Raw genomic sequence first — 18,615 nt, 5'->3', positions numbered from 1 at the left:
TTATCGCACCTATATCTACGAACCCGGCAGCTTCCGCCCGCTGGCCATGCTCGACGGCGAAGGCCCGCGCAAGGCAACGCCGTTCTACTATCAGCTCGATCACCTGGGCACGCCACAGGAACTCACCGACTACAGCGGCGAAATCATGTGGTCCGCGAAGTACCGCGCCTACGGCAACCTCGCTGCGCTGGACGTCAGCGAAATCGATAACCCGTTGCGATTCCAGGGTCAGTATTTCGACGCGGAGACGGGCCTACACTACAACCGGCATCGCTACTACAATCCGGGGACTGGACGGTTTTTGACGCCGGATCCGATCAAGCTTGCGGGTGGGTTGAATAGCTACCAGTACGTGCCTAACCCTACGGGGTGGGTGGATCCGTTGGGGTTGAATGGATGCCCACCAGATGGAGATGGTCAAGGAAACGCAACTGCACCAACAGAGAAGGCGCGAGTCGATACGAAAGAACCTTCGGCACCCGAGATCCCGTGGTCGAATGGTTCTGTTAAAAGGGCATCAGACGCACTTGATCGAGGTGCTACCTCCGTCACCGTGAACAGCAGAGCTGAAGCTGAAGAGCTATTTTTGGGGAAATATGCGGGCCAAGGATATAGAAACGCCGAAGAATTCAACTCAGCGACTGCCAAAACGCATTTTAGAAAAACAAAAGAACCCGAAAAATACTATCACTGGGATGACACACCGGTTTCAGACATTAAGACAAGAAAAGTCACAATGGCGAATCACGACCCTAGCGACCCACATGGTGCTCATCCACATTTGCAGCTTCACCCTGTGAAAGGGGAAGTTATAAGAATCTATTGGCCAAACCAATTTGAAGGACAAAAATGAGCACTCAGAAGACTATCCCTAGAAAAGTTTGGTGGGGTTTGGAAGCAAAATCATATACAGAGATTGCGCAGGAACTACCTTCGCAGGATGAGTCACTTAGAAAGTGGATTGCAATCTACGCTGTTTATCATTTAAATTTTGAAAATAGATACCCCGGAGAGAGTTACTACAAGTTTCTAGAGGATGCAAAAAATTCTAAATACGTCATTATAGAATTCACCATCCCAACCCACTTTCTCGAAACAAGAGACAGCATTGGCGCCAACGACACGACAATCACAAAGTGCAAAACCATGGAAACAGAGGAAGAAATAAACTCTTTTCTTTATGAAAATAATATAAACCCCGAGCTATTTACGCCCCCATGGAACTGCGAGTACCCGCTAGACTGAACCCAAAAAAATAGACAAATCTGAGAATCATCTGGCCGCCTCCCCACCTCACGGAGGTGGCGCAAAATTCAAGGTGCGAACTTAGTTTTTTGCGTAGGAGGCCGTGATGAAATTCTGTGGCATAGACCTGCATTCGAACAACAGTGTTGTGGTGATTACCGACGAAACGGATCGGATACTGGTCAGTCGACGCAGCCCCAATGAGCTGACGCCGATCCTTTCACTGCTTGAGCCTCATCGTGCTGAATTGGTTGGTGTCGTGGTGGAGTCGACCTACAACTGGTACTGGTTGGTCGATGGCCTTAAGGCGGCGGGTTTCGAGGTGAAACTGGCCCATCCTGTGGCGATGAAACGCTACGACGGTTTGAAGCATGCCGATGACAAGGATGATGCGGCCCTGGCGCATTTGTTGCGACTTGGGATTTTACGGACGGGATATATCCACCCGCCGCAAGAACGCGCGCTGCGAGATTTGGCGCGTAAACGCATTCAATTGGTACGCAGTCGGACTCAGAAAATAGATCTGTCCCGAATGGCACGAATGGCATGGTCAACGTCGACGACGGACACTGGCCGCTCGCCTACGAATACGACCTGCAAGATCGCCTCGTCACCGAACATCAGGGCTGGGGCACCTTGCGTTATGAGTACGACAGCGTCGGCCAGCTCAAGCACTGCCGCCTGCCCGATGGCAGCAAACTCGACTACCGCCACCAACCCGGCGGCATGCTCAGCGGCATCGATCTCAACGGCTCACGCCTGACCAGCCACCAGTTCAACGCCGGTCGCGAACAGCAGCGCCAGCAAGGCCTGTTGCTCAGCCAGTATCAATATGACGAACAAGGCCGCTTGCAGGCCCACAGCGTCAGCCAACGCGAGAAAAACCTTTTCCAGCGTCGCTACAACTACGACGCCAACGGCAACCTCGCCGGCATCGACGACAGCCGCAAAGGCAACCGCAGCTTCCACTACGACCCGCTTGATCGATTGACCAGCGTACGTGGCGCGACACCGGAAAGCTTCGCCCACGACCCGGCCGGCAACCTGCTCGGCCAGAACAACGAAGGCACGGCCAACCTCGCCAACGTCAAAGGCAACCGCTTGCTGATGCAGGGCGACCGCCATTACGACTACGACGCCTATGGCAACCTGATCCGCGAGCGCCGTGGCGCTGGCCAGAAACTCGTCACTGAATATCGCTACGACTGCCAGCACCGACTGATCGGCGTCAGCCTGCCGGGTGGCAGCACCGCGTCTTACCAATACGACGCCTTCGGTCGCCGCATCGAAAAAACTGTCGACGGCCACACCACCGAGTTCCTGTGGCAAGGCGAACGCCTGATCGCCGAAAGCGGTGAAAACCGTTATCGCACCTATATCTACGAACCCGGCAGCTTCCGCCCGCTGGCCATGCTCGACGGCGAAGGCCCGCGCAAGGCAACGCCGTTCTACTATCAGCTCGATCACCTGGGCACGCCACAGGAACTCACCGACTACAGCGGCGAAATCATGTGGTCCGCGAAGTACCGCGCCTACGGCAACCTCGCTGCGCTGGACGTCAGCGAAATCGATAACCCGTTGCGATTCCAGGGTCAGTATTTCGACGCGGAGACGGGCCTACACTACAACCGGCATCGCTACTACAATCCGGGGACTGGACGGTTTTTGACGCCGGATCCGATCAAGCTTGCGGGTGGGTTGAATAGCTACCAGTACGTGCCTAACCCTACGGGTTGGGTGGATCCGTTGGGATTGAATAGCTGTCCTGGTAATAAGGATTCGCAATCAGGGGATGTTAGCGATCCGACAAAAAAAGCTGTTGTTAATGACGGAGAACCTAATCCACCAACGATGACGCGGGCTGAGCGCCAAGCTAGGATTCATGAGCTAACAGAAGCAATGGCATACAAGGAGCTAAAGGCGATGGAAGATCTTTCGCCTAGGTATCACTTCCTTGAAAAACATGGCGCACAGACTACCACTCAGTCACAGATGGATAGAGCAGCGACTGGCAAAAACCCAACCACCGGCGTAATTGAAACCTACGGAAATGGAAAGCCGATAACACCGAACTCAACACGATACACCAGCCACAAAGCACAACTTACAGCTATTAAACGCGCGATGCGCATATACAAAAATACCGGCAATAAAGCGTTAGCTGAGCGTCCTATGAGCATGGGTGGAACGATCGGAGAAGGCTTCAAAAAGGGCGGAACAAAATACAAGCAACAAACAAAAGCCGTGACAATTCTCGACGATAACGGCCTACCTAAAACATCATTCCCGAAATATGAAAAATGAAACTAGAACCGACACTTGACATAATCCCATCGCTACTATTCCCTTTCGACATAAATAGCGATCAAGATGAAACCGTAGAAGACCTAATTGCAAAAACCGACATAAATAATGATGATGAGTTAACACACCTATTTAACACCCTGATCAAGCCTGAGTTTACAAAACGCATCGTAAGCGAGCAGCAATGGTACATTGACACATTGACATTTTTTTTAAACAAAAATGAGAAATTTAATCGCGTTTTTTCCGAAATCACTACGTACTTTTCTGATGAGCCCATTGATAAGCGCCACTTCATGTCGGTCCTTCTTGAATGCTTGAAAAAATACAAAACTTCATAACAAACCAGACTAAAGGGGAAAAATTTGTTTTTCGCTGAAGAAAATAAATCCGCCCCCTTTTAATCATTCAGTTTCCCAGCCTCTCCAGAACAAGTTAAAAAATATATGGGAAACACCAAATAACATGAAAACCAAGCTTGAATACGAACTCCAACCCCTACGAGTACCTAGTGGATGGACAATCACTATCAACAACCTTTTCGAGGTTGACCTCGCCCCTGAAACTGCAGAGTGGTTTAGCAGTTCAGTTTTACTAGGTGGAGTTCGACGAGCTACGGGACACTGCTTTGACTCCAGAGTTGAACCGGAAGGAGACCCATCGGGGGAATTTGTAGTTGATTTCCTAACAATTAAGTATGACAACAAAGGAAAACCTCTAAAAAATTCTGAAATATTCCTAGGGGAATTCAGAACAAAAAACAAGGCTGAATACATTAAGAAAATCGAAGACTTTATGCTTGAAGTATAAATTAAAGGACACAGGTTTATTTTTCGCTGAAGAAAATAGAAAAATAAACCTACCCCCTATTCAGCAGTCCCCTTTTCACATGTTGGATACCAAACGCCGGGGAAACGCGGAACTAGTGGCGCAGTTAGAGGACATATCTTATTAGAATCAGTGCCTGTATCACGCGCGAGAATTGGAGACCCGCAATGAACTACCTGGAAAAAGAAATCGACTCTGTCTTAGAAGAGCAGAACCTAGCAAATAAAAAATAAAACTCACACCTGGAAACTAGAGCCCTCTACTGATCTCAAAGCGCTACTATTCGAAAAAACCGGCTTCCCATTCTGGATAATAGGGAACAATTTTAAAACCTTGAGATACATGGATGATCACGACTGCGTGCACACCAGCAAAAACAAAACAAATAATCCACTGCCCAAAAGAATATGGGGCAAAAATGACAGCACAGAAATGTATCCCAAGAAGCGTATGGTACGGGCTCAACGGAACAGGCTACAACAACATTGCACAAGAGCTAAAATCCGAAAACCATTTACTAAGAAAATGGATTTCCTTATATGCCATTTATAAATACCAATTCACCAATGACCCACATCAATATTACGATTTCATCCATCAATCAAAAAATTCCCGATATACATTAGTAATATTCACAATTCCCACCGAAACACTTGAAACAAGTGATGGCGTGGACGACCGAGAGATTACTATCGTGAAAATAGAAACCATGAACTCCGAAGCGGAAATCAACGCCCTTCTTGAAAACCTCAACATTGACCCAGAACTGTTCACCACGCCATGGCGCTGTGAATACCCGCTCTAGGCGCCATTCTGCAATCATAGGGGTTCGGATTTGCTTTCGTTGAAAAAAATTCGTCCCTGCAAATCAAGGAACCAAATAGATGAAAATCACTATATTACGCATAATTAAAATTCTCACTGAGAGTATATATATTGAGTTTTCAAGCCCCTATGGAAAAGGCTATTCAAACCTCATAGCTCCAGGGGCAAAAGAAAATCAGTACATCGAAATGGAGATTGGTGATGAATTTTCTTGGAATAAAAACATACTAATTTCAGAGAAATCCAGCCCATCAATCCGCTCAAAACCCGATGCAACTTACATAACCGGATAATTAACCTCCATTACTGACTACGGATGCGGCGTGCTAAAGCTTGGAAACTCCGTCATATTCTTATCATTAGAAGGAGACAATCAAAAATTAACGCTACCAACCTTTATAGAACTCTCAACCAACGACCTCAGCTTCTACCCAACCAACATATAAATCACACCCAAAAGGGGACAGATTCATTTTTTCGTTAAAGAAAATAAATCTTTCTCCTTTTTTACCAAAAAGACAGATTCATTTTCCTTTGAAGAAATAAATCGCCTTTTTTTGAGCTAACTAAAGCAACTAAAGCACTCAACATGAGCAGACACAAAATCATCCTACCGAATGATTGGATTGCAGAATTTAACAATACAGGTGAGTTCCATATGGGAGCAGAGGGTTGGGGTCTTCTGCTAACAGGTCCTAATCAAAGCCGCATCAATTATTTCAACGACCAAATCGTACTGGTAAACGATGATGAGGGCGTACACGCTAGATCGTGTATTCGCTTATCCGACAATGGCGTGTACGGTTACCTCACCACTGCCGTGGAAAGCAGTTGGGTCATCGACTTTTCACGAGGAATGATTGCTCCGCACCGGATCAGCATCCAGCAGCGCCACGATGGTTATGATGAGAGTGTATCAGTTCACGAGCAACCCGCATTCAAACGGACGAGGCAGTATATTAGCGTTAGTGGTAAACACATTTACCTGACCTTCCCCCTTACCCGCGACGAAGACTTTCCGAAAATCTGGGAAGAATATTTATCGATTCGACGACGGCAGATAGACGAGCTCTACTTTCGCAACTGAGTTCACCAACGAGGCCTATATTCAGAGGAAACTTATTTATTTTTCTAATCCAAAGAATTCAAAGGGGACAGATCTATTTTTTGCTGATTAAAACTGAAAATAAATCTGTCCCCTTTTGTCCAATCGGCATACCTTCGCACCTAAGAGTTGGAGTGATGCAAAAATACTAAAATACTGATGAAGTAGCAGCAGAGCCTGGTAAGGTCTTAAGAAATGAACCTGGAACTCTCGTTACCGAACACACAAAAATTGTTGATGGTGTTGAATGGCAGGTCATCAAAGAAAACGGCGCCGTTACTTCATCATATCCAACAGGAGCGACTCCGTGAGCAACTTTGAAAAAGATGAAACCTATGAAAAACTCTGTGCCTGGATTGGTGATTCGGAAGATTCAAACTGGACAGAATACACCACGGAGCTTGTTGCAAAAACCGTCCTGATAGACTTTACAAAACAACAATGGGACCGCTTAACGACAGAGATACTTTCTAAGCCAGAGTATTGGCAGCAACGTTGCGCGGTTTCACTGGGCGAGGACCGTACTGAGCGCTCAATAGAAATACTGAAACTTCTACTTTCCGAATCAAACTACAGAGATGTAAAAACGATTGCAATATATGAACTCGACTGGGCAGAAGTCCCTATAGAAAAAAATATGCAACCTTTATCAAAGAAGTTATAAAAAACACCCCCCACGATGAAATTGAACCTGAACTCAACAACTTGCTGATCAAAGCCGAATCAACCTAACAAGGTAACGCTATGCAAGAAAAAAAGGGACGAAAGAAGGGGAAAGATTTGAATGGCACGTATTTAACATGTTTGGCGCGCCCGCTTTTTTTCACATCCGCCCTTGCTGATCGACGGGACTGGGTCAGCAAGGGATAGACCTGAGGTCTTCGTTTTATGGCTCGCGGTTCGATGCGACCAGGTCGATTTCCAACGCGTTTTTGCGCGATCAGCACTGGCAGCACCGACTCCACACGCTGCAGCAACTCGGGAGCCGTGAGCAAATTGAAAAAAGCATAAGCATCACAGTTCGAAGCATGGCGGCGGAAACGTTGCTGTTAATGCTGAAGAATTTGGCGTCTACGATCCATGTGTGCTGTGTCCTGGGTTTTCTGGTGTGTGTTCGCAACTATCACAGCCCCAAAGGGGACGGATTTATTTTTATAACTGACTTCCTACCTGGTGAAAAGCACCTTGGAATGTAAAATGAACATCTTTTCCGTCTCTGACGGCACAATACAAAAAATAACAAGCCACCCAGGAAAACTTTCCATAGAATTTAAAGATTGGAAAGAAGAAGTTTGGATACTTAAATTTGAGGATCTTGTTGCATTTCAGAGCATAGGTGCGGAAGGCGAGGAAATAGCCGAAATCTCAATGCAAGACTCAGAACTTATGAAAATGATTGACAAGAATGATTTAGAAAAAGAGTCAAAAAGCTACTCTTTTCTTTGCGCCCGACACCCAAAACCTGTATTAACAATAATTGCAAGTAGCTTTACGCAAGTAAAATTATAAAACCAAGCCCCAAAAGAGGACCATTATGAAACCGTTAGCTCTATTGGGACCTGGAAGTAATTTTTAGATGATAATTACACTTAATGGCTTAACCATTTCATCAGAGCAATAATTTCATAAAGAAATAGCCATTGCTTTTTCGGCGACAGATTTTTATGGAAACAACCTCAACGCTTTATGGGATCTACTCAGCACGGGCGTGGAGCGCCCAATAGATTTAATATGGAAAAATTCTGAACTCTCAAAAAAGAGCATGGGGGATTCATACAATAAAATAATTAAGATTTTTGAACGCACAAAGCAACAGGATGTGAGCTTCGGATGGGAGGACAAATTTAACTATCATCTAGAGTAGCCGCTAGTAAAAAATACATCAGAGGGGACATCCATTAGCAGGTATCAAGTCAATAGTCGAAGGACTAGGCAAATGGGTAAATCTGCCCACTTTTCAAAAACAGTCCAAACACTTTCCAAACAGACAAAATGAAAATTTTTCTCAACATTGAACATCTTAAAAACTACAACTTCCCTGGTACATTCATAGAATTCGCGACTACGGAACCTGAACCGGACATTGAACCTTGGTGGTTGCTAACATATCAAGAGGGAAAAATAAATTACTGGCACAACACGCTAAAAAATCTGTATCCCAACCGCACATTAGTTCCTTTCGCAAAGTTCAACGCCAATGATGACATTGCTTGCTTTGACGGAGATGACTTATCCGGCAATCCAAAAGTTCTAATAATACATGCATATGCTTCAGAGGGATGGGAACTTCACGGAGAACATGCTGATTTTAGCGCATGGCTAAAGATAGCCATTGAAACCCATAAGGAATGGAATGAAGAATATTAAAACATCCATTTCCAACATCTTATTCAAACCGGTGTATTAATTTCTCGCTGGAGAGCACGATGATTTTCTCAATTGATGTTACAGAGTGTTTTGGCGCGATCGACTCAACCCCAAAGGGGACGGATTCATTTTTCGTTAAAAAATAAATCCGTCCCCTTTTCAATCATAACATCTATTGACCAGATATTTTAGGCAGAAAAAGAGGCCGCTGCCTCCGGATACAGCCAAGCAAAAGCAAGTGGCAGACATGACTATGAATACGCTGACCACGGATCAAAAAAACACAATTCACAATTGTTTACTTGACCTCTTGGATTCCTCGTCACTGAACAACTCTAGCTTTCTTCCAAAAGCACTGGAAAGCCTCATCCAGTCACAAGGATTTGGAATTGAGATGTCTGGGATATACATCAGTTCTGATGATGATCTAGATAACATTCCAGAGTATCTAGATGATGGTATTGCATTTGAATTCATGGAGAGCCACGTTTCGCTGCCCTTTCACGAGGCCGTGGAGTGCATCATGGAGTGGTGTCAAACACAAAAACTTACAGAAAATTTGCATCTCGAGGCCACACTGAAGGCATTGCAAGAAAAATACAAATAACATTCAAAGGGGATAGATTTATTTTTATTGAAGAAAATCAATCCGCCCCTTTCTCTCAATAAAATAAGCTTACGTATACCAACAAGGAGCCATGATTTGAAAATCATTTCAGTGCCACTTTCACTAGACGCGATGCACCGGCTTGACGTAGATAATTCTCTTCCTGGCGACTTAGAAGAGATTTCCCTTACAGATGAAGCATTTCGACAACTATCCAATACCGGATTGTTTGAAGAATTAAACTCTAAGCTTGGAAAAATAATTGATGAGCATGAAGATGAAAGCATCCAAGGTCAGATCGACCTAACAGCCTCACTAAAGATATTTGAAAATATTAGCAAAAAAAATGACATAGAAGATCTTTACAAAATAAACAACCTCATAAAAACAGCAATAGACAAAAAGAAAGGTATCTTCTTTTACTTCTAAAAAACATTTCCCAACCAAACCGGACATATTTATTTTTGATTTACACGAGAAACATTAAACATAGAATCCGGATTTAACCACCACAAAGGACTGTCTTTTGATAAATCTAACACGCCCCCTAACCCTATTTCTCGCACTGATTTTTTCAGTTAACGCAACTGCCCTGTCTCTACGCTCAGAGCACCGTTCCGACGGTACAATTGTTTTATTACTGACAAATGATCCCTCTTCGCCAAGTCTGTCGAAACTCAACGATGATCCGGCGATCCGTTCCGCATTGGTTGATTTCCTCGGCTATGCAACAGGCAGCTATACAAACGACAACACAATGATCGTGCAACAGGTACTCGAATCACTGGATTCAGAACTTTCATCTTTTGACGAAGGAGTTCCTGCCGGAAAAATCATGATCACGGCGATGAACGACGGGAACAACGGCCTCGAGCGGGCTGCATTGCTGCTGGATGAAAAGGGTCAGTTGGTTGCGGTCGGATTGGTAAACGGGCACTGCACAGTAAAATCCCGAGAAGAAGCGTTGACCTGCAATGATCTGCCGGACACGGTGTTGACTATTTTCCAGCCCAAAGGCTCGAAAAAAGATGATGCCGCTTCTCTTGTAACCTGGAGCAAACAGTTACCGCCCATGCTGGCCATCCGCGCCGAAAGTGATGACCCGGAAACACGGGCCAGTGCGCAGAAAATTGCGACTGTCGAATATGTTTCTACAGATCCGGAAAAAGGGGCGTGGACCACCTCGCAACTTCCCGCCGACTTCCCCAAACCCATGCTCTCGATGCTTCCTCAACGGGCTCACTTGATCGGAGCCGGAGCACATGGCGAATTCACGACACCCGGCATGGAAGGCACGCCCATGGAAGGTGACTGGGATGAGATGGCTGGCCGGCCTAAACATGAGTTCGAGGTGATCCTGCGTACCTATACCGACTACACAAGCGTACTGGACTTCTACAAACAGCAAGCCAAAGACGCCGAGATCAGCGGCAATGACAAAAAAGCACTGGTCGAAGGTTATATCGGTGGCGGGACCTATAAAGTGGAAATACGCAACAAGGAAAAAGAAGGCACCGTGATAACACTCTCAGCCTGGAAACAGGAAGTCTGATGGCTGACAAGGGGCGACCTCTGTCGCCCCTTGTCGCGTACAACTTCAAAGGCTGTTTAATGCCTCCTCTGCCCCTGGAGCCGAACGTTCAACTGCCTTGAGCATCCAGAATTTCGCCTTGGCTTTGCTCTTGGTCAAACCACCTCTGCCCTGTGCGTACATGTTTCCCAACGCCAATTGGGCTTTGCCATATCCGGCATCGGCCGCCTTGCGATAGAGACCGGCAGCTTCACGTTCATTGCGCTTCGTTCCACGGCCCTGTTCGAGCATCCGAGCCATTTCATACTGGGCGTATTCATTTCCCTGAGCCGCCGACTTGCCAAACCAACCGAAGGCACTGGCTTCATCCTTTTCGACACCACGCCCCTCAGCCAGGACCTCTGCAAGATAAAACTGCCCGGATGCATTTCCTGTCTCGGCAAACTTGCGGAACCATTTGGCTGCCGCTACATCATCCTGTGGAACCCCATCTCCTTTCTGGTAGATCATCGCCAATAGCATGTAGGCATTGGGATAACCGCCCTCGGCGGACTGGCGGTAGTAGGCCAGAGCCTTGTCCATATCCTTGAGATTTTTTATCGAGCGACCGCCCCGATGGTAAATCTGCGCCAGTTGGAATTGCGCTTTCGCATTGCCCTGCTCAGCTGCTTTCAGACTCCAATAAACCCCGGCGTCTTCACCTTCTATGCTCCAGTCCGAACTCAGTTCGTGGGCAAGTTCGGTTTGTGCCTCGGCATTACCTTGTTCTGCGGGTTTGCGAAACCAATCCTCAGGCATGCCAGGTGAAAATTGTTCCACCACCCCGCAAAGATCCTCCTGAATGGCTTTGCCAAATTCCAGCTGTGCTTGCAGGTCGCCCTTTACCGCGTCCTCATGCAAGCGCTCCGAGTTAGGCGAACAAACCCCGCCCTTCATCGCGTCGTACAATGCTCGCGGCGGCTGTGCCCACGTGTTGCCAGCGCTGAGCAGAATAAAAATTGCCACGCTGGCAGGGATAAACGTCTTGAAACTACGGTTCATTGAAACGTCCTTGTGCATCGATCAAAGTAAAGTCAACTACAAACCAAAAGATTTACGTCACCTCAAAAGCCTCCTCTTCAACCGCATACTTAACCACCACCCGATTCCCATACAACTTCTCCCTCACCACCAACGCCCCCACCTGCCCCTTCTCCCGCACCTCCCGCCAGATCTCATTCTCCCGAAACACCCGCTCCCCCTCCCGCACAAACCGGTGCCCCACCTCAAACACGTGGTACCGAAACTCCCGTTCCCGGTCGCTCAACAATTCCCCCTCCAGTTGCGTTTCCCCGACTTTCAACTTCAGCTGAAAGCTCCGGTCCGTCGGGTTGTGCAGTACCAGGTCGATGTAGTTGTAGAAGATCGCCGCGCCCGAGCCGAATGGCAGGACGCGGCCGTCGTCCGGGAAGGGGTCGAAGCTGTGGTTGGCGCGTTCGATGACGACCAGGGGTGAGTGAATGGCCATCCAGTGGATGAGGTTGCTGAGTTGGCAGATGCCGCCGCCGATGCCGGTGCGGGCCTGGCCGAAGGACAGTTCCATGCCTTCGACGTAGCCGCGTTTTCGGGTCGGGCGGCCGACGAGGCGGCAGAAGGAGAAATATTCGCCGGGGGCGATGGTGGCACCGTCGAGGGCGGCGACCGCGAGTTTGAGGTTGATGACTTTGTTGTGTTGCAGCGCAAGGTCGGAGTCGCCGAGTTTGCGGATCAGTTTCGAGGTGTGTTTGAGGTAGCGATACGGCAAGCGTTCAGCCGTCGCGGCAGGCCGTGCATAGCGTTTGCCCGAGCAGTGCCAGGCGATGTGGCGGAACAGTCTTTTTTGCCACACGCGCAGCCGGTACAGCGCCGGGTGGTAGAGGGAAAGTGGTTTCATCCGTGGCGAACGGCGCAGGCCGTTGTCTTCCTTGATCCGAACAGGGCGGCGCATCTTAACCGAAATTAAGCTTGAACTAAGGTTGCGTTCCTACCATCCGGGCCACATAGCAGCGGCTTCTGTGTGTTGATTACCGCCTGCGAAACCATTCGATCCGATGTGAGCCCTGACCATGAAAGCGTTTGAAATCCCCTCGGAAAAACAGCCCAAATTCAGTCTTGTATTGGTCAATTACAAGACGCCGGACATGACGCGGATGTGCCTGGAGTTTCTCGAACGATACGTGAAGGACAACCGGATCCCGGTATGGGTCGTGGACAACGATTCTGCCGATGAAAGTCTGGCTTACTTGCGCACCCTGGACTGGATCAACTTGATCGAGCGACCTTCTCCCGGCAAAGAAGCCGGTCATATCGCTCACGGCAAAGCGCTTGATGTGGCACTTGAAAAGCTTGAAACCGATTATCTTTTTTTGCTGCACACCGACACTTTCGTTTACGACAGCCGTGTCTTTTCAATGATGATGAAAGAGTGCATGCAATCTTTGGATACAGCGGCAGTCGGTTGTGTCGAACAGCTTGACCGGGGTGTTTTAAGAGAGGCCTGGCGCTTGTCTTCGCGTTACTTCAAACACTATTTCCGGCGGGCAAAACTGCAGTTGGGCCTGCGCTCCCGAGAGCCAAAGCCGTATCGTGAAACCCACCTCAAAAGCTTCTGCACCTTGTGGAATGCCCGGTTGATCAAGGCCCATGGCCTGCATTTCTCGATGGACGACCGGGTTCCGGGATACACGCTGCAGGATCGATTAAGCAGCCTTGGTTACGGCATCAGGTTTCTGTCGCCGCGTACGATTTTCCGTTACCTGGATCACATCCAGGCCGGCACCGTGGCGGCTGCCGGTGGCTACGCGAAAAGCCATCGCCGCACCACGATGTATCAGCAAACACTCAGACGTATTCAGATACAGCAAGGCATGTGACCGGTGAAATTCCGCAGACAATAAAAAGGGCGACTTTACAGTCGCCCTTTTTTATTCGAATTCTTTGGTCCTCTGTTCTGAGGAGGTGTCCGCCCAGTGTAATGGCCTGGCAATCCATGCACCGGTAAAGAGCCCTGACACTGGGCGAACGGGAAGGATTTTAATGGAAGTTGGCAGATATGTCGTGCTAATTGAAAATGAATTTTATGTACTAAAACGTTAAAAACCACTGATCATCGATATTTCCCGACAAACTTCCCGAATGCCCCGCTCGGGAAAACTTTATATGACTGTTCTCATACCACTACTTGTACAAGAACAGTCATTCTGTAGAGTTAATACTCAACTTTGGTGCTCACTGGTCACTTTTAATACATCCTTGTAAGTGCCTGAAGGGTTTCCAGGCTGACCCGTTCTTTCACTGAATCAATTCCGGTGATTTTCAGTTGTACCTGAATCTGGCGAAACGCCTCACCAATCTGATTGCTGCCGCCCACGGCGTTACGCAACTCACCGATCCCCCCGGCTGAGCCAAGCAGACCTTTATCCACATCGGTGTCGAGATACTTGGCGACGGAATGCACGACCTGGCGGCGACTCCCTCCCTTCCCTCTCAAGCCGCCAAGGAACATGGATGCCGTTCAGCGCTGCTTCGCGGTTTCCTGGGCTGTCGATTCGCCGCTGGGGGTGCCTTTGCCGCTGTCCTTGCGACGGGTGGGATCGGTCGGACGCAGGGCATCGTTATCCCGTTCGGTTTCGCCCGGTGGCCGGGGCTCGTCCGGGTGTGAATGGTCGGTTTTGCTGTTCATGGCTGACTCCTCAGGCTTCAGGGTCGTCGAGTTCCCGGGCGACGTTGGCTTCAGGCGAATGCTTGTGTCGCGCCCTGGCCTTGTCCGTCAGGTCCTGCCATTGCTCCAGGTCGATGGCGCCCTGACCGAACAGGTCATCGGCCAGACGCTGCAAGTCCAGGAAATACGCATCGGGAGATTGTTGCCAATAGGCGTCATCGTCGAACAGACGCTGCCAGGTGGCGAGGTCAGGGGGCTGGAGGTCGTCGCTCATGGGAGTCCTCGACTCGGTCGCGGGTCAAAAGTCGCGCCGCGTTCCCGATAGAGAACGGCAAAGGCCGCAGAGTTCCAACGTATTTCAAAGGGATCAATACCCGGTCATCTCCAGATACCCGCGCCCGCCCTGGCTGCCGCTCAAGCGCACCGGACCTTCCCAGTACGGAATGCGCAGTCCCATCCAGGCATCGGGATTGATTGCATCGAGGGTAATGTCCAGGTGTTTGTCCGGGATGCCGATCGACCAGCGCACCGGCATCGAACGGCCAGCGACGTTCGCGTTGTCTTGCGGAGTCAGTTTGATCTGCCCGGCGCGCAGCGTTTCGGTCTGGCCATCGGCGTCAATCCAGGTGCCGGTGAGGTACGGCGCGCCCTCCTTCTGACGCATGCGATAGAGCATGACGTGGGCGCCGTCGTCCAGATGCAGGGAGAACCAGTCCCAACCGGTCTGGTTGGCGGTCAGTGGCTGGCTGCTCCATTCGCGGTCGAGCCACGCCGGGCCGCTGACGGTGTAGGTCTTGCCATCGATTTGCAGGGTGCCGCTGGCCTGGAAAAACGGCTGGCTGTAATAGTACGAGGCCTGACCCTGTTCGGATTTCTGACTGAAGCCATGATCGCCTTGCAGCACCAGCGGACGGCTGGACGTCAGCCGCAGTTGATAGCTGAAGTTTTTGTCCTTCGCGCTGAGCTGCATGTCATCCAGCGGATCGCTTGCCTGGCTGACGAAACGCCAGTCATCGATCCACGCCTCGAAGGGCACCGCACGCACACCGGCCTGCCCGACGCCGCCACGGGCGTAGCGCTCGGCAGCGTGATGGACGTTGGCCGATGTCACCGCCGCATGACCGAGCCAGATCGTTTGACTGGCCCAGCCCGGCTGTTGCGGCGAAGCATTCAAGGCACTGCGAAACAACGTCCACTGCACGCCGAAATCATTGCCCTGGGTGTCCTTGAGATTGGCGGTGACATACCACCACTCGATGCGAAAACCCTCGTGGGCGCCGTGATCTGCCGGAAAGCTGAATGCCCGCCCCGGCACCACCGGCATGAAGGCCTCGGCCTGAGCACCCATCCCGGCGAAGCCTTTCTGCTCCGGTGCCGGGTTGTCACAACCACCGAGCATCAACAGCAGCACCAACGGGACAAATTCAATCCTCATGGGCAAACGTCCTCAGCAGATCCGCCGGTTGCGTACGGTACAGCGAATACAGCGGCCACGCCGAAGCCAGCAACGTCGCCAACAACGCCAGCCCGGTCAGTTGCAGCAACTGCCAAGGAAACACCCGCAGCGGAAGGCGCCAGCCGAAGGCCTGTACATTGATCACCGCATCCAGACACCACGCCAACCCGATGCCCAACGGTAAAGCCAACACCAGCGTCAGCACCGCCAGCAACCAGGTCTGGCCGAGGTTGAGCAGCATCAGTTGCCGTCGTGTCACGCCCAGTGCCCACAGTGGTGCCAGTTGGCCGAGGCGGCTCTGGCTCTGGGTCAGCAGGCTGATGAACAGCGCCACTCCGGCGACCGCGAGCGTCAGGCTGTTGAGCGCGGCCGTCGCGGCAAAGGTCCGTTCAAAAACCTGCACCGACCAGCCCTTGAGCCGCGCCTGGTCGACAATGCGGCTGTCGTCGAGCTGGAAACGTGCCTGCAAGGCGCTGAGCAATGCCGGAATCCTTGCCGGGTCGATCCGCAGGTTGAAGCGGTTCGGTGTCAGTTGCGGCCAACTGCGCAAAAGGTGATTGCTGTTGACCAGCACATGCCCTTTGGGATTGCCATAGTCGGCGTATATCCCGACGACGCGAGGCGACCATGACAGGCCCGGCGTGGGAATCGTCAGGTGATCACCCGGACGCACCTTGAGCCGGCGCGCAAGTTGCTCGCTGAGCATCACTGCGTCATCCGTGGCCAGCAACGCCCATGGATCGGCGCCGCGGGATTCGAGCAGCGGCCAGTGCTGGCGATAGTGCGGATGGTCGATGATGCCGAACACATCCGTCGGCCAGCCTTGCAGTGTCACCGAAACCTGCCAGTTGGGCAGGATCGCCGTGACATCCGGCTGTCGCGTGAGCCAGCTGAACAGCTCGCGGGACTGGGCCGGATTGCTCGGATTCAAATACAGTTCGGCGGTGAGCCGTTGTTCGAGCCAGTCGTTGAAGGTCTGGCGAAAACCGGCGGTCATGCTGCCGGCACCGATGTTGGCCGCCATCGCCAACAGCAGCGCCATCAACGCCAGACTCAGCGCCGGCAATTGTTGCCGGCAGTCGGCGAGAAACCACTGTCCCAGCACCGAACGGCGGCGCCCGGGCAAGCCGTTCAACAGCGCACTGAGCACCACTGGTAACGCCAGCGCAGCGCCGAGCAGCAACCCGGCCATCAGCACAAATCCGCTGGCCAGACTGTTGCCCCACACCAGCGCGATCAAGGCAATCACCGCGAACACTCCGGCCACCCGACCCTGACGCCGCAGCCAGCGCGCATGCTGTTCATGCCAGGCCTGCGGATCGGCCACCGCCAGCAATGGCAGCCGTGCCGCCCGCAGCAGGCTGTTGGCGCCAGCCAGCAACGCGCCAAGCAGGCTCAGACCGATACCGCTGAACCACCACCAGGGACTGAGGCGCAACTGCCCCGCCACTTCCGCGCCGTACAGCCCACGCAGGCTGGCGGCGACATCCGGCAGCAGCACGCTCGCCAGCCAGTAACCGCTGACGACGCCGAACAACCCGCCTATCAACGCCATTCCCCCGAGTTCGACGGTCAGGCAAGCGATCAGCATTCGTGCACTGACACCACAGGCACGCAAGGTACGCAGCAAGCCGCGACGCTGTTCCAGTGCGAGGCCAATGGCGGCATGCACGATGAACAGGCCGACGATGAACGAGAGAAATCCCAGCGCGTCGAGATTCAAGTGAAAGCTTTCGGTCAGCCGCGCCAGGTTGTTTTCTTCACCGCTGCTCTTGAGCTGCAACTGGCCTTTGAACGCCGCCGGCACATCCGCGTGAAAATCCTTGGGCAGCAGCAGGCGTGACAGTTGATCCGGTTGCTCAAGGATTCGCTGGGCCGCGCCGATGTCCACCAGCAACACACCGGGCGCCATGTCCTTTTGCGCCAGCAGCGGTGGCAACGTCTGGCCGGTTTCGGTTTGCGGTGTCATACCTTCGGACAGGTTCAGCGCTTGCAAGGTGTCGGGGGAAATCCAGGTGCTGCCCGGCGGGCTGAAGAATTCGACGATGCGTTCGATCGGCATCGCCTGCCCTGCCACCGCGCTGTCGGCCGGCAGGGACACCGGCTCGATGCCCATCAGTTGCAGGCGCTGGGATTCGTGGCCCTTGAGAATCAAACGCCCTTGCAGCACCGGCGAAACCGGCCAGCCCTGACGGCGCAGATCGACAAACCACTGCTGGGAAAACGTCGCGCCATTTGGCGTACTGAGGCTGGCCTGGGGTTCGCCGCCGATCATCTGGCTGGCGCGGGCGTAACTGTCCCGGGCCTGACTGTTGAGCGCTTCGACACCGGTCAACAGGCTGGTGGCCAGCCACAACCCGGTCAGCACGCTGAAAAATTGCACCGGATGTCGTCGCCAATGACTGAACAAGGCGATCAGGGTCTGCCGCAAAACCCTCACGTCAGACGCCCGCTGGACAGCACCACGCGCGCAGCCAGCCGTGCGGCCACGCGCTGACTGTGCGTGACCATCAACAACGTGGTCGGCGTGTCGTCGAGCAGTTCCAGCAACAGCCGCAGCACTTCATCGCTGGTCGCTTCGTCGAGACTGCCGGTGGGTTCGTCCGCCAGCAACAATGCAGGCCGCGACGCCAGTGCCCGGCCGAGCGCGACCCGTTGCTGCTGGCCG

22 protein-coding genes and 4 pseudogenes are annotated in these 18,615 nt (G+C 51.5%); 17 read left to right on the top strand and 9 right to left on the bottom strand.

Going from position 1 to position 18,615, the window contains the following annotated elements; all coding sequences use genetic code 11:
* From BBF94_RS24615 to BBF94_RS24580, 10 genes and pseudogenes are all read left to right on the top strand, one after another.
* A partial coding sequence (locus BBF94_RS24615) for an RHS repeat-associated core domain-containing protein (protein WP_176704501.1) occupies positions 1 to 853 on the top strand: 853 nt, incomplete at its 5' end.
* Positions 850 to 1,245 carry a hypothetical protein gene (locus BBF94_RS24610; RefSeq protein ID WP_065261542.1) on the top strand — a complete coding sequence of 132 codons (396 nt, stop codon included), beginning with the start codon at positions 850 to 852 and terminating at the stop codon, positions 1,243 to 1,245. The genes BBF94_RS24615 and BBF94_RS24610, both read left to right, overlap by 4 nt.
* Before the next feature lie 106 nt (positions 1,246 to 1,351).
* Positions 1,352 to 1,750: pseudogene (locus BBF94_RS27380) on the top strand (IS110 family transposase); the annotation flags it as partial.
* Between the two features lie 41 nt (positions 1,751 to 1,791).
* A pseudogene (locus BBF94_RS24600) lies at positions 1,792 to 3,549 on the top strand (RHS repeat domain-containing protein); the annotation flags it as partial.
* Between the two features lie 465 nt (positions 3,550 to 4,014).
* Complete coding sequence (locus tag BBF94_RS27795) at positions 4,015 to 4,359, top strand: hypothetical protein (protein WP_141676625.1); 345 nt, start codon at positions 4,015 to 4,017, stop codon at positions 4,357 to 4,359.
* 87 nt (positions 4,360 to 4,446) lie between these two features.
* Positions 4,447 to 4,548, top strand: a pseudogene (locus BBF94_RS28515) (polymorphic toxin type 47 domain-containing protein); the annotation flags it as partial.
* 175 nt (positions 4,549 to 4,723) lie between these two features.
* Complete coding sequence (locus BBF94_RS24590; protein WP_225875086.1) at positions 4,724 to 5,182, top strand: hypothetical protein; 459 nt, start codon at positions 4,724 to 4,726, stop codon at positions 5,180 to 5,182.
* Positions 5,183 to 5,261: 79 nt separating this feature from the next.
* Positions 5,262 to 5,495, top strand: coding sequence for a hypothetical protein (locus BBF94_RS27785; protein WP_141676624.1), 234 nt, complete (start codon positions 5,262 to 5,264; stop codon positions 5,493 to 5,495).
* Between the two features lie 296 nt (positions 5,496 to 5,791).
* The gene (locus BBF94_RS24585) at positions 5,792 to 6,289 is read left to right on the top strand and encodes a hypothetical protein (RefSeq protein ID WP_065261537.1); all 498 of its coding nucleotides are present in this window, start codon (positions 5,792 to 5,794) and stop codon (positions 6,287 to 6,289) included.
* A gap of 325 nt (positions 6,290 to 6,614) precedes the next feature.
* Positions 6,615 to 6,971, top strand: coding sequence for a HEAT repeat domain-containing protein (locus tag BBF94_RS24580; protein WP_225875085.1), 357 nt, complete (start codon positions 6,615 to 6,617; stop codon positions 6,969 to 6,971).
* A gap of 130 nt (positions 6,972 to 7,101) precedes the next feature.
* Here BBF94_RS24580 and BBF94_RS28510 read toward each other — a convergent pair.
* Positions 7,102 to 7,254, bottom strand: a pseudogene (locus tag BBF94_RS28510) (IS4 family transposase); the annotation flags it as partial.
* 250 nt (positions 7,255 to 7,504) lie between these two features.
* On the opposite strand from BBF94_RS28510, the gene BBF94_RS24575 reads away from it, so the two are divergent.
* From BBF94_RS24575 to BBF94_RS24560, 6 genes are all read left to right on the top strand, one after another.
* Positions 7,505 to 7,816 carry a hypothetical protein gene (locus BBF94_RS24575; protein WP_065261536.1) on the top strand — a complete coding sequence of 104 codons (312 nt, stop codon included), beginning with the start codon at positions 7,505 to 7,507 and terminating at the stop codon, positions 7,814 to 7,816.
* Positions 7,817 to 7,940: 124 nt separating this feature from the next.
* Complete coding sequence (locus BBF94_RS27375; protein ID WP_225875087.1) at positions 7,941 to 8,171, top strand: barstar family protein; 231 nt, start codon at positions 7,941 to 7,943, stop codon at positions 8,169 to 8,171.
* 128 nt (positions 8,172 to 8,299) lie between these two features.
* The gene (locus tag BBF94_RS27370) at positions 8,300 to 8,674 is read left to right on the top strand and encodes a hypothetical protein (RefSeq protein WP_082302460.1); all 375 of its coding nucleotides are present in this window, start codon (positions 8,300 to 8,302) and stop codon (positions 8,672 to 8,674) included.
* 247 nt (positions 8,675 to 8,921) lie between these two features.
* Positions 8,922 to 9,281 (top strand): hypothetical protein, encoded by a 360-nt coding sequence (locus BBF94_RS24570; protein WP_065261535.1) that lies wholly within the window; start codon positions 8,922 to 8,924, stop codon positions 9,279 to 9,281.
* A gap of 96 nt (positions 9,282 to 9,377) precedes the next feature.
* Entirely contained in the window at positions 9,378 to 9,710 is a 333-nt protein-coding gene (locus BBF94_RS24565) for a hypothetical protein (protein WP_065261534.1), read from the top strand.
* Between the two features lie 97 nt (positions 9,711 to 9,807).
* Positions 9,808 to 10,833 carry a hypothetical protein gene (locus BBF94_RS24560; RefSeq protein ID WP_065261533.1) on the top strand — a complete coding sequence of 342 codons (1,026 nt, stop codon included), beginning with the start codon at positions 9,808 to 9,810 and terminating at the stop codon, positions 10,831 to 10,833.
* Between the two features lie 45 nt (positions 10,834 to 10,878).
* Here the strand turns inward: BBF94_RS24560 and BBF94_RS24555 are convergent, their stop codons facing one another.
* Both BBF94_RS24555 and BBF94_RS24550 read right to left on the bottom strand, forming a co-directional pair.
* Complete coding sequence (locus BBF94_RS24555) at positions 10,879 to 11,853, bottom strand: tetratricopeptide repeat protein (protein WP_065261532.1); 975 nt, start codon at positions 11,851 to 11,853, stop codon at positions 10,879 to 10,881.
* 52 nt (positions 11,854 to 11,905) lie between these two features.
* Entirely contained in the window at positions 11,906 to 12,724 is an 819-nt protein-coding gene (locus tag BBF94_RS24550; protein WP_065261543.1) for a VanW family protein, read from the bottom strand.
* 172 nt (positions 12,725 to 12,896) lie between these two features.
* Between BBF94_RS24550 and BBF94_RS24545 the strand changes: the two genes are divergently transcribed.
* Entirely contained in the window at positions 12,897 to 13,703 is an 807-nt protein-coding gene (locus BBF94_RS24545) for a glycosyltransferase family 2 protein (protein ID WP_065261531.1), read from the top strand.
* A 368-nt stretch (positions 13,704 to 14,071) separates the two neighbouring features.
* Here the strand turns inward: BBF94_RS24545 and BBF94_RS24540 are convergent, their stop codons facing one another.
* From BBF94_RS24540 to BBF94_RS24520, 6 genes are all read right to left on the bottom strand, one after another.
* The gene (locus BBF94_RS24540) at positions 14,072 to 14,335 is read right to left on the bottom strand and encodes a hypothetical protein (protein ID WP_065261530.1); all 264 of its coding nucleotides are present in this window, start codon (positions 14,333 to 14,335) and stop codon (positions 14,072 to 14,074) included.
* A 9-nt stretch (positions 14,336 to 14,344) separates the two neighbouring features.
* Positions 14,345 to 14,512, bottom strand: a complete 168-nt coding sequence (locus BBF94_RS28050; protein WP_176704500.1) for a hypothetical protein — start codon at positions 14,510 to 14,512, stop codon at positions 14,345 to 14,347.
* 10 nt (positions 14,513 to 14,522) lie between these two features.
* Positions 14,523 to 14,765 (bottom strand): hypothetical protein, encoded by a 243-nt coding sequence (locus BBF94_RS24535; protein ID WP_065261529.1) that lies wholly within the window; start codon positions 14,763 to 14,765, stop codon positions 14,523 to 14,525.
* 93 nt (positions 14,766 to 14,858) lie between these two features.
* On the bottom strand, positions 14,859 to 15,926 hold the full coding sequence (locus tag BBF94_RS24530) for a lipocalin-like domain-containing protein (RefSeq protein WP_065261528.1): 1,068 nt from the start codon (positions 15,924 to 15,926) through the stop codon (positions 14,859 to 14,861).
* Positions 15,916 to 18,387, bottom strand: coding sequence for an ABC transporter permease (locus BBF94_RS24525; protein ID WP_065261527.1), 2,472 nt, complete (start codon positions 18,385 to 18,387; stop codon positions 15,916 to 15,918). Before BBF94_RS24525 ends, BBF94_RS24530 begins: the two co-directional genes overlap by 11 nt.
* Positions 18,384 to 18,615 (bottom strand): ATP-binding cassette domain-containing protein (locus tag BBF94_RS24520; protein ID WP_141676623.1); only part of this gene is annotated, 232 nt, incomplete at its 5' end. The genes BBF94_RS24525 and BBF94_RS24520, both read right to left, overlap by 4 nt.

The sequence above is a fragment of the Pseudomonas bananamidigenes genome, from assembly GCF_001679645.1.
Lineage (GTDB): Bacteria > Pseudomonadota > Gammaproteobacteria > Pseudomonadales > Pseudomonadaceae > Aquipseudomonas > Aquipseudomonas bananamidigenes.
This window is presented reverse-complemented; position numbering and strand designations above follow the sequence as displayed.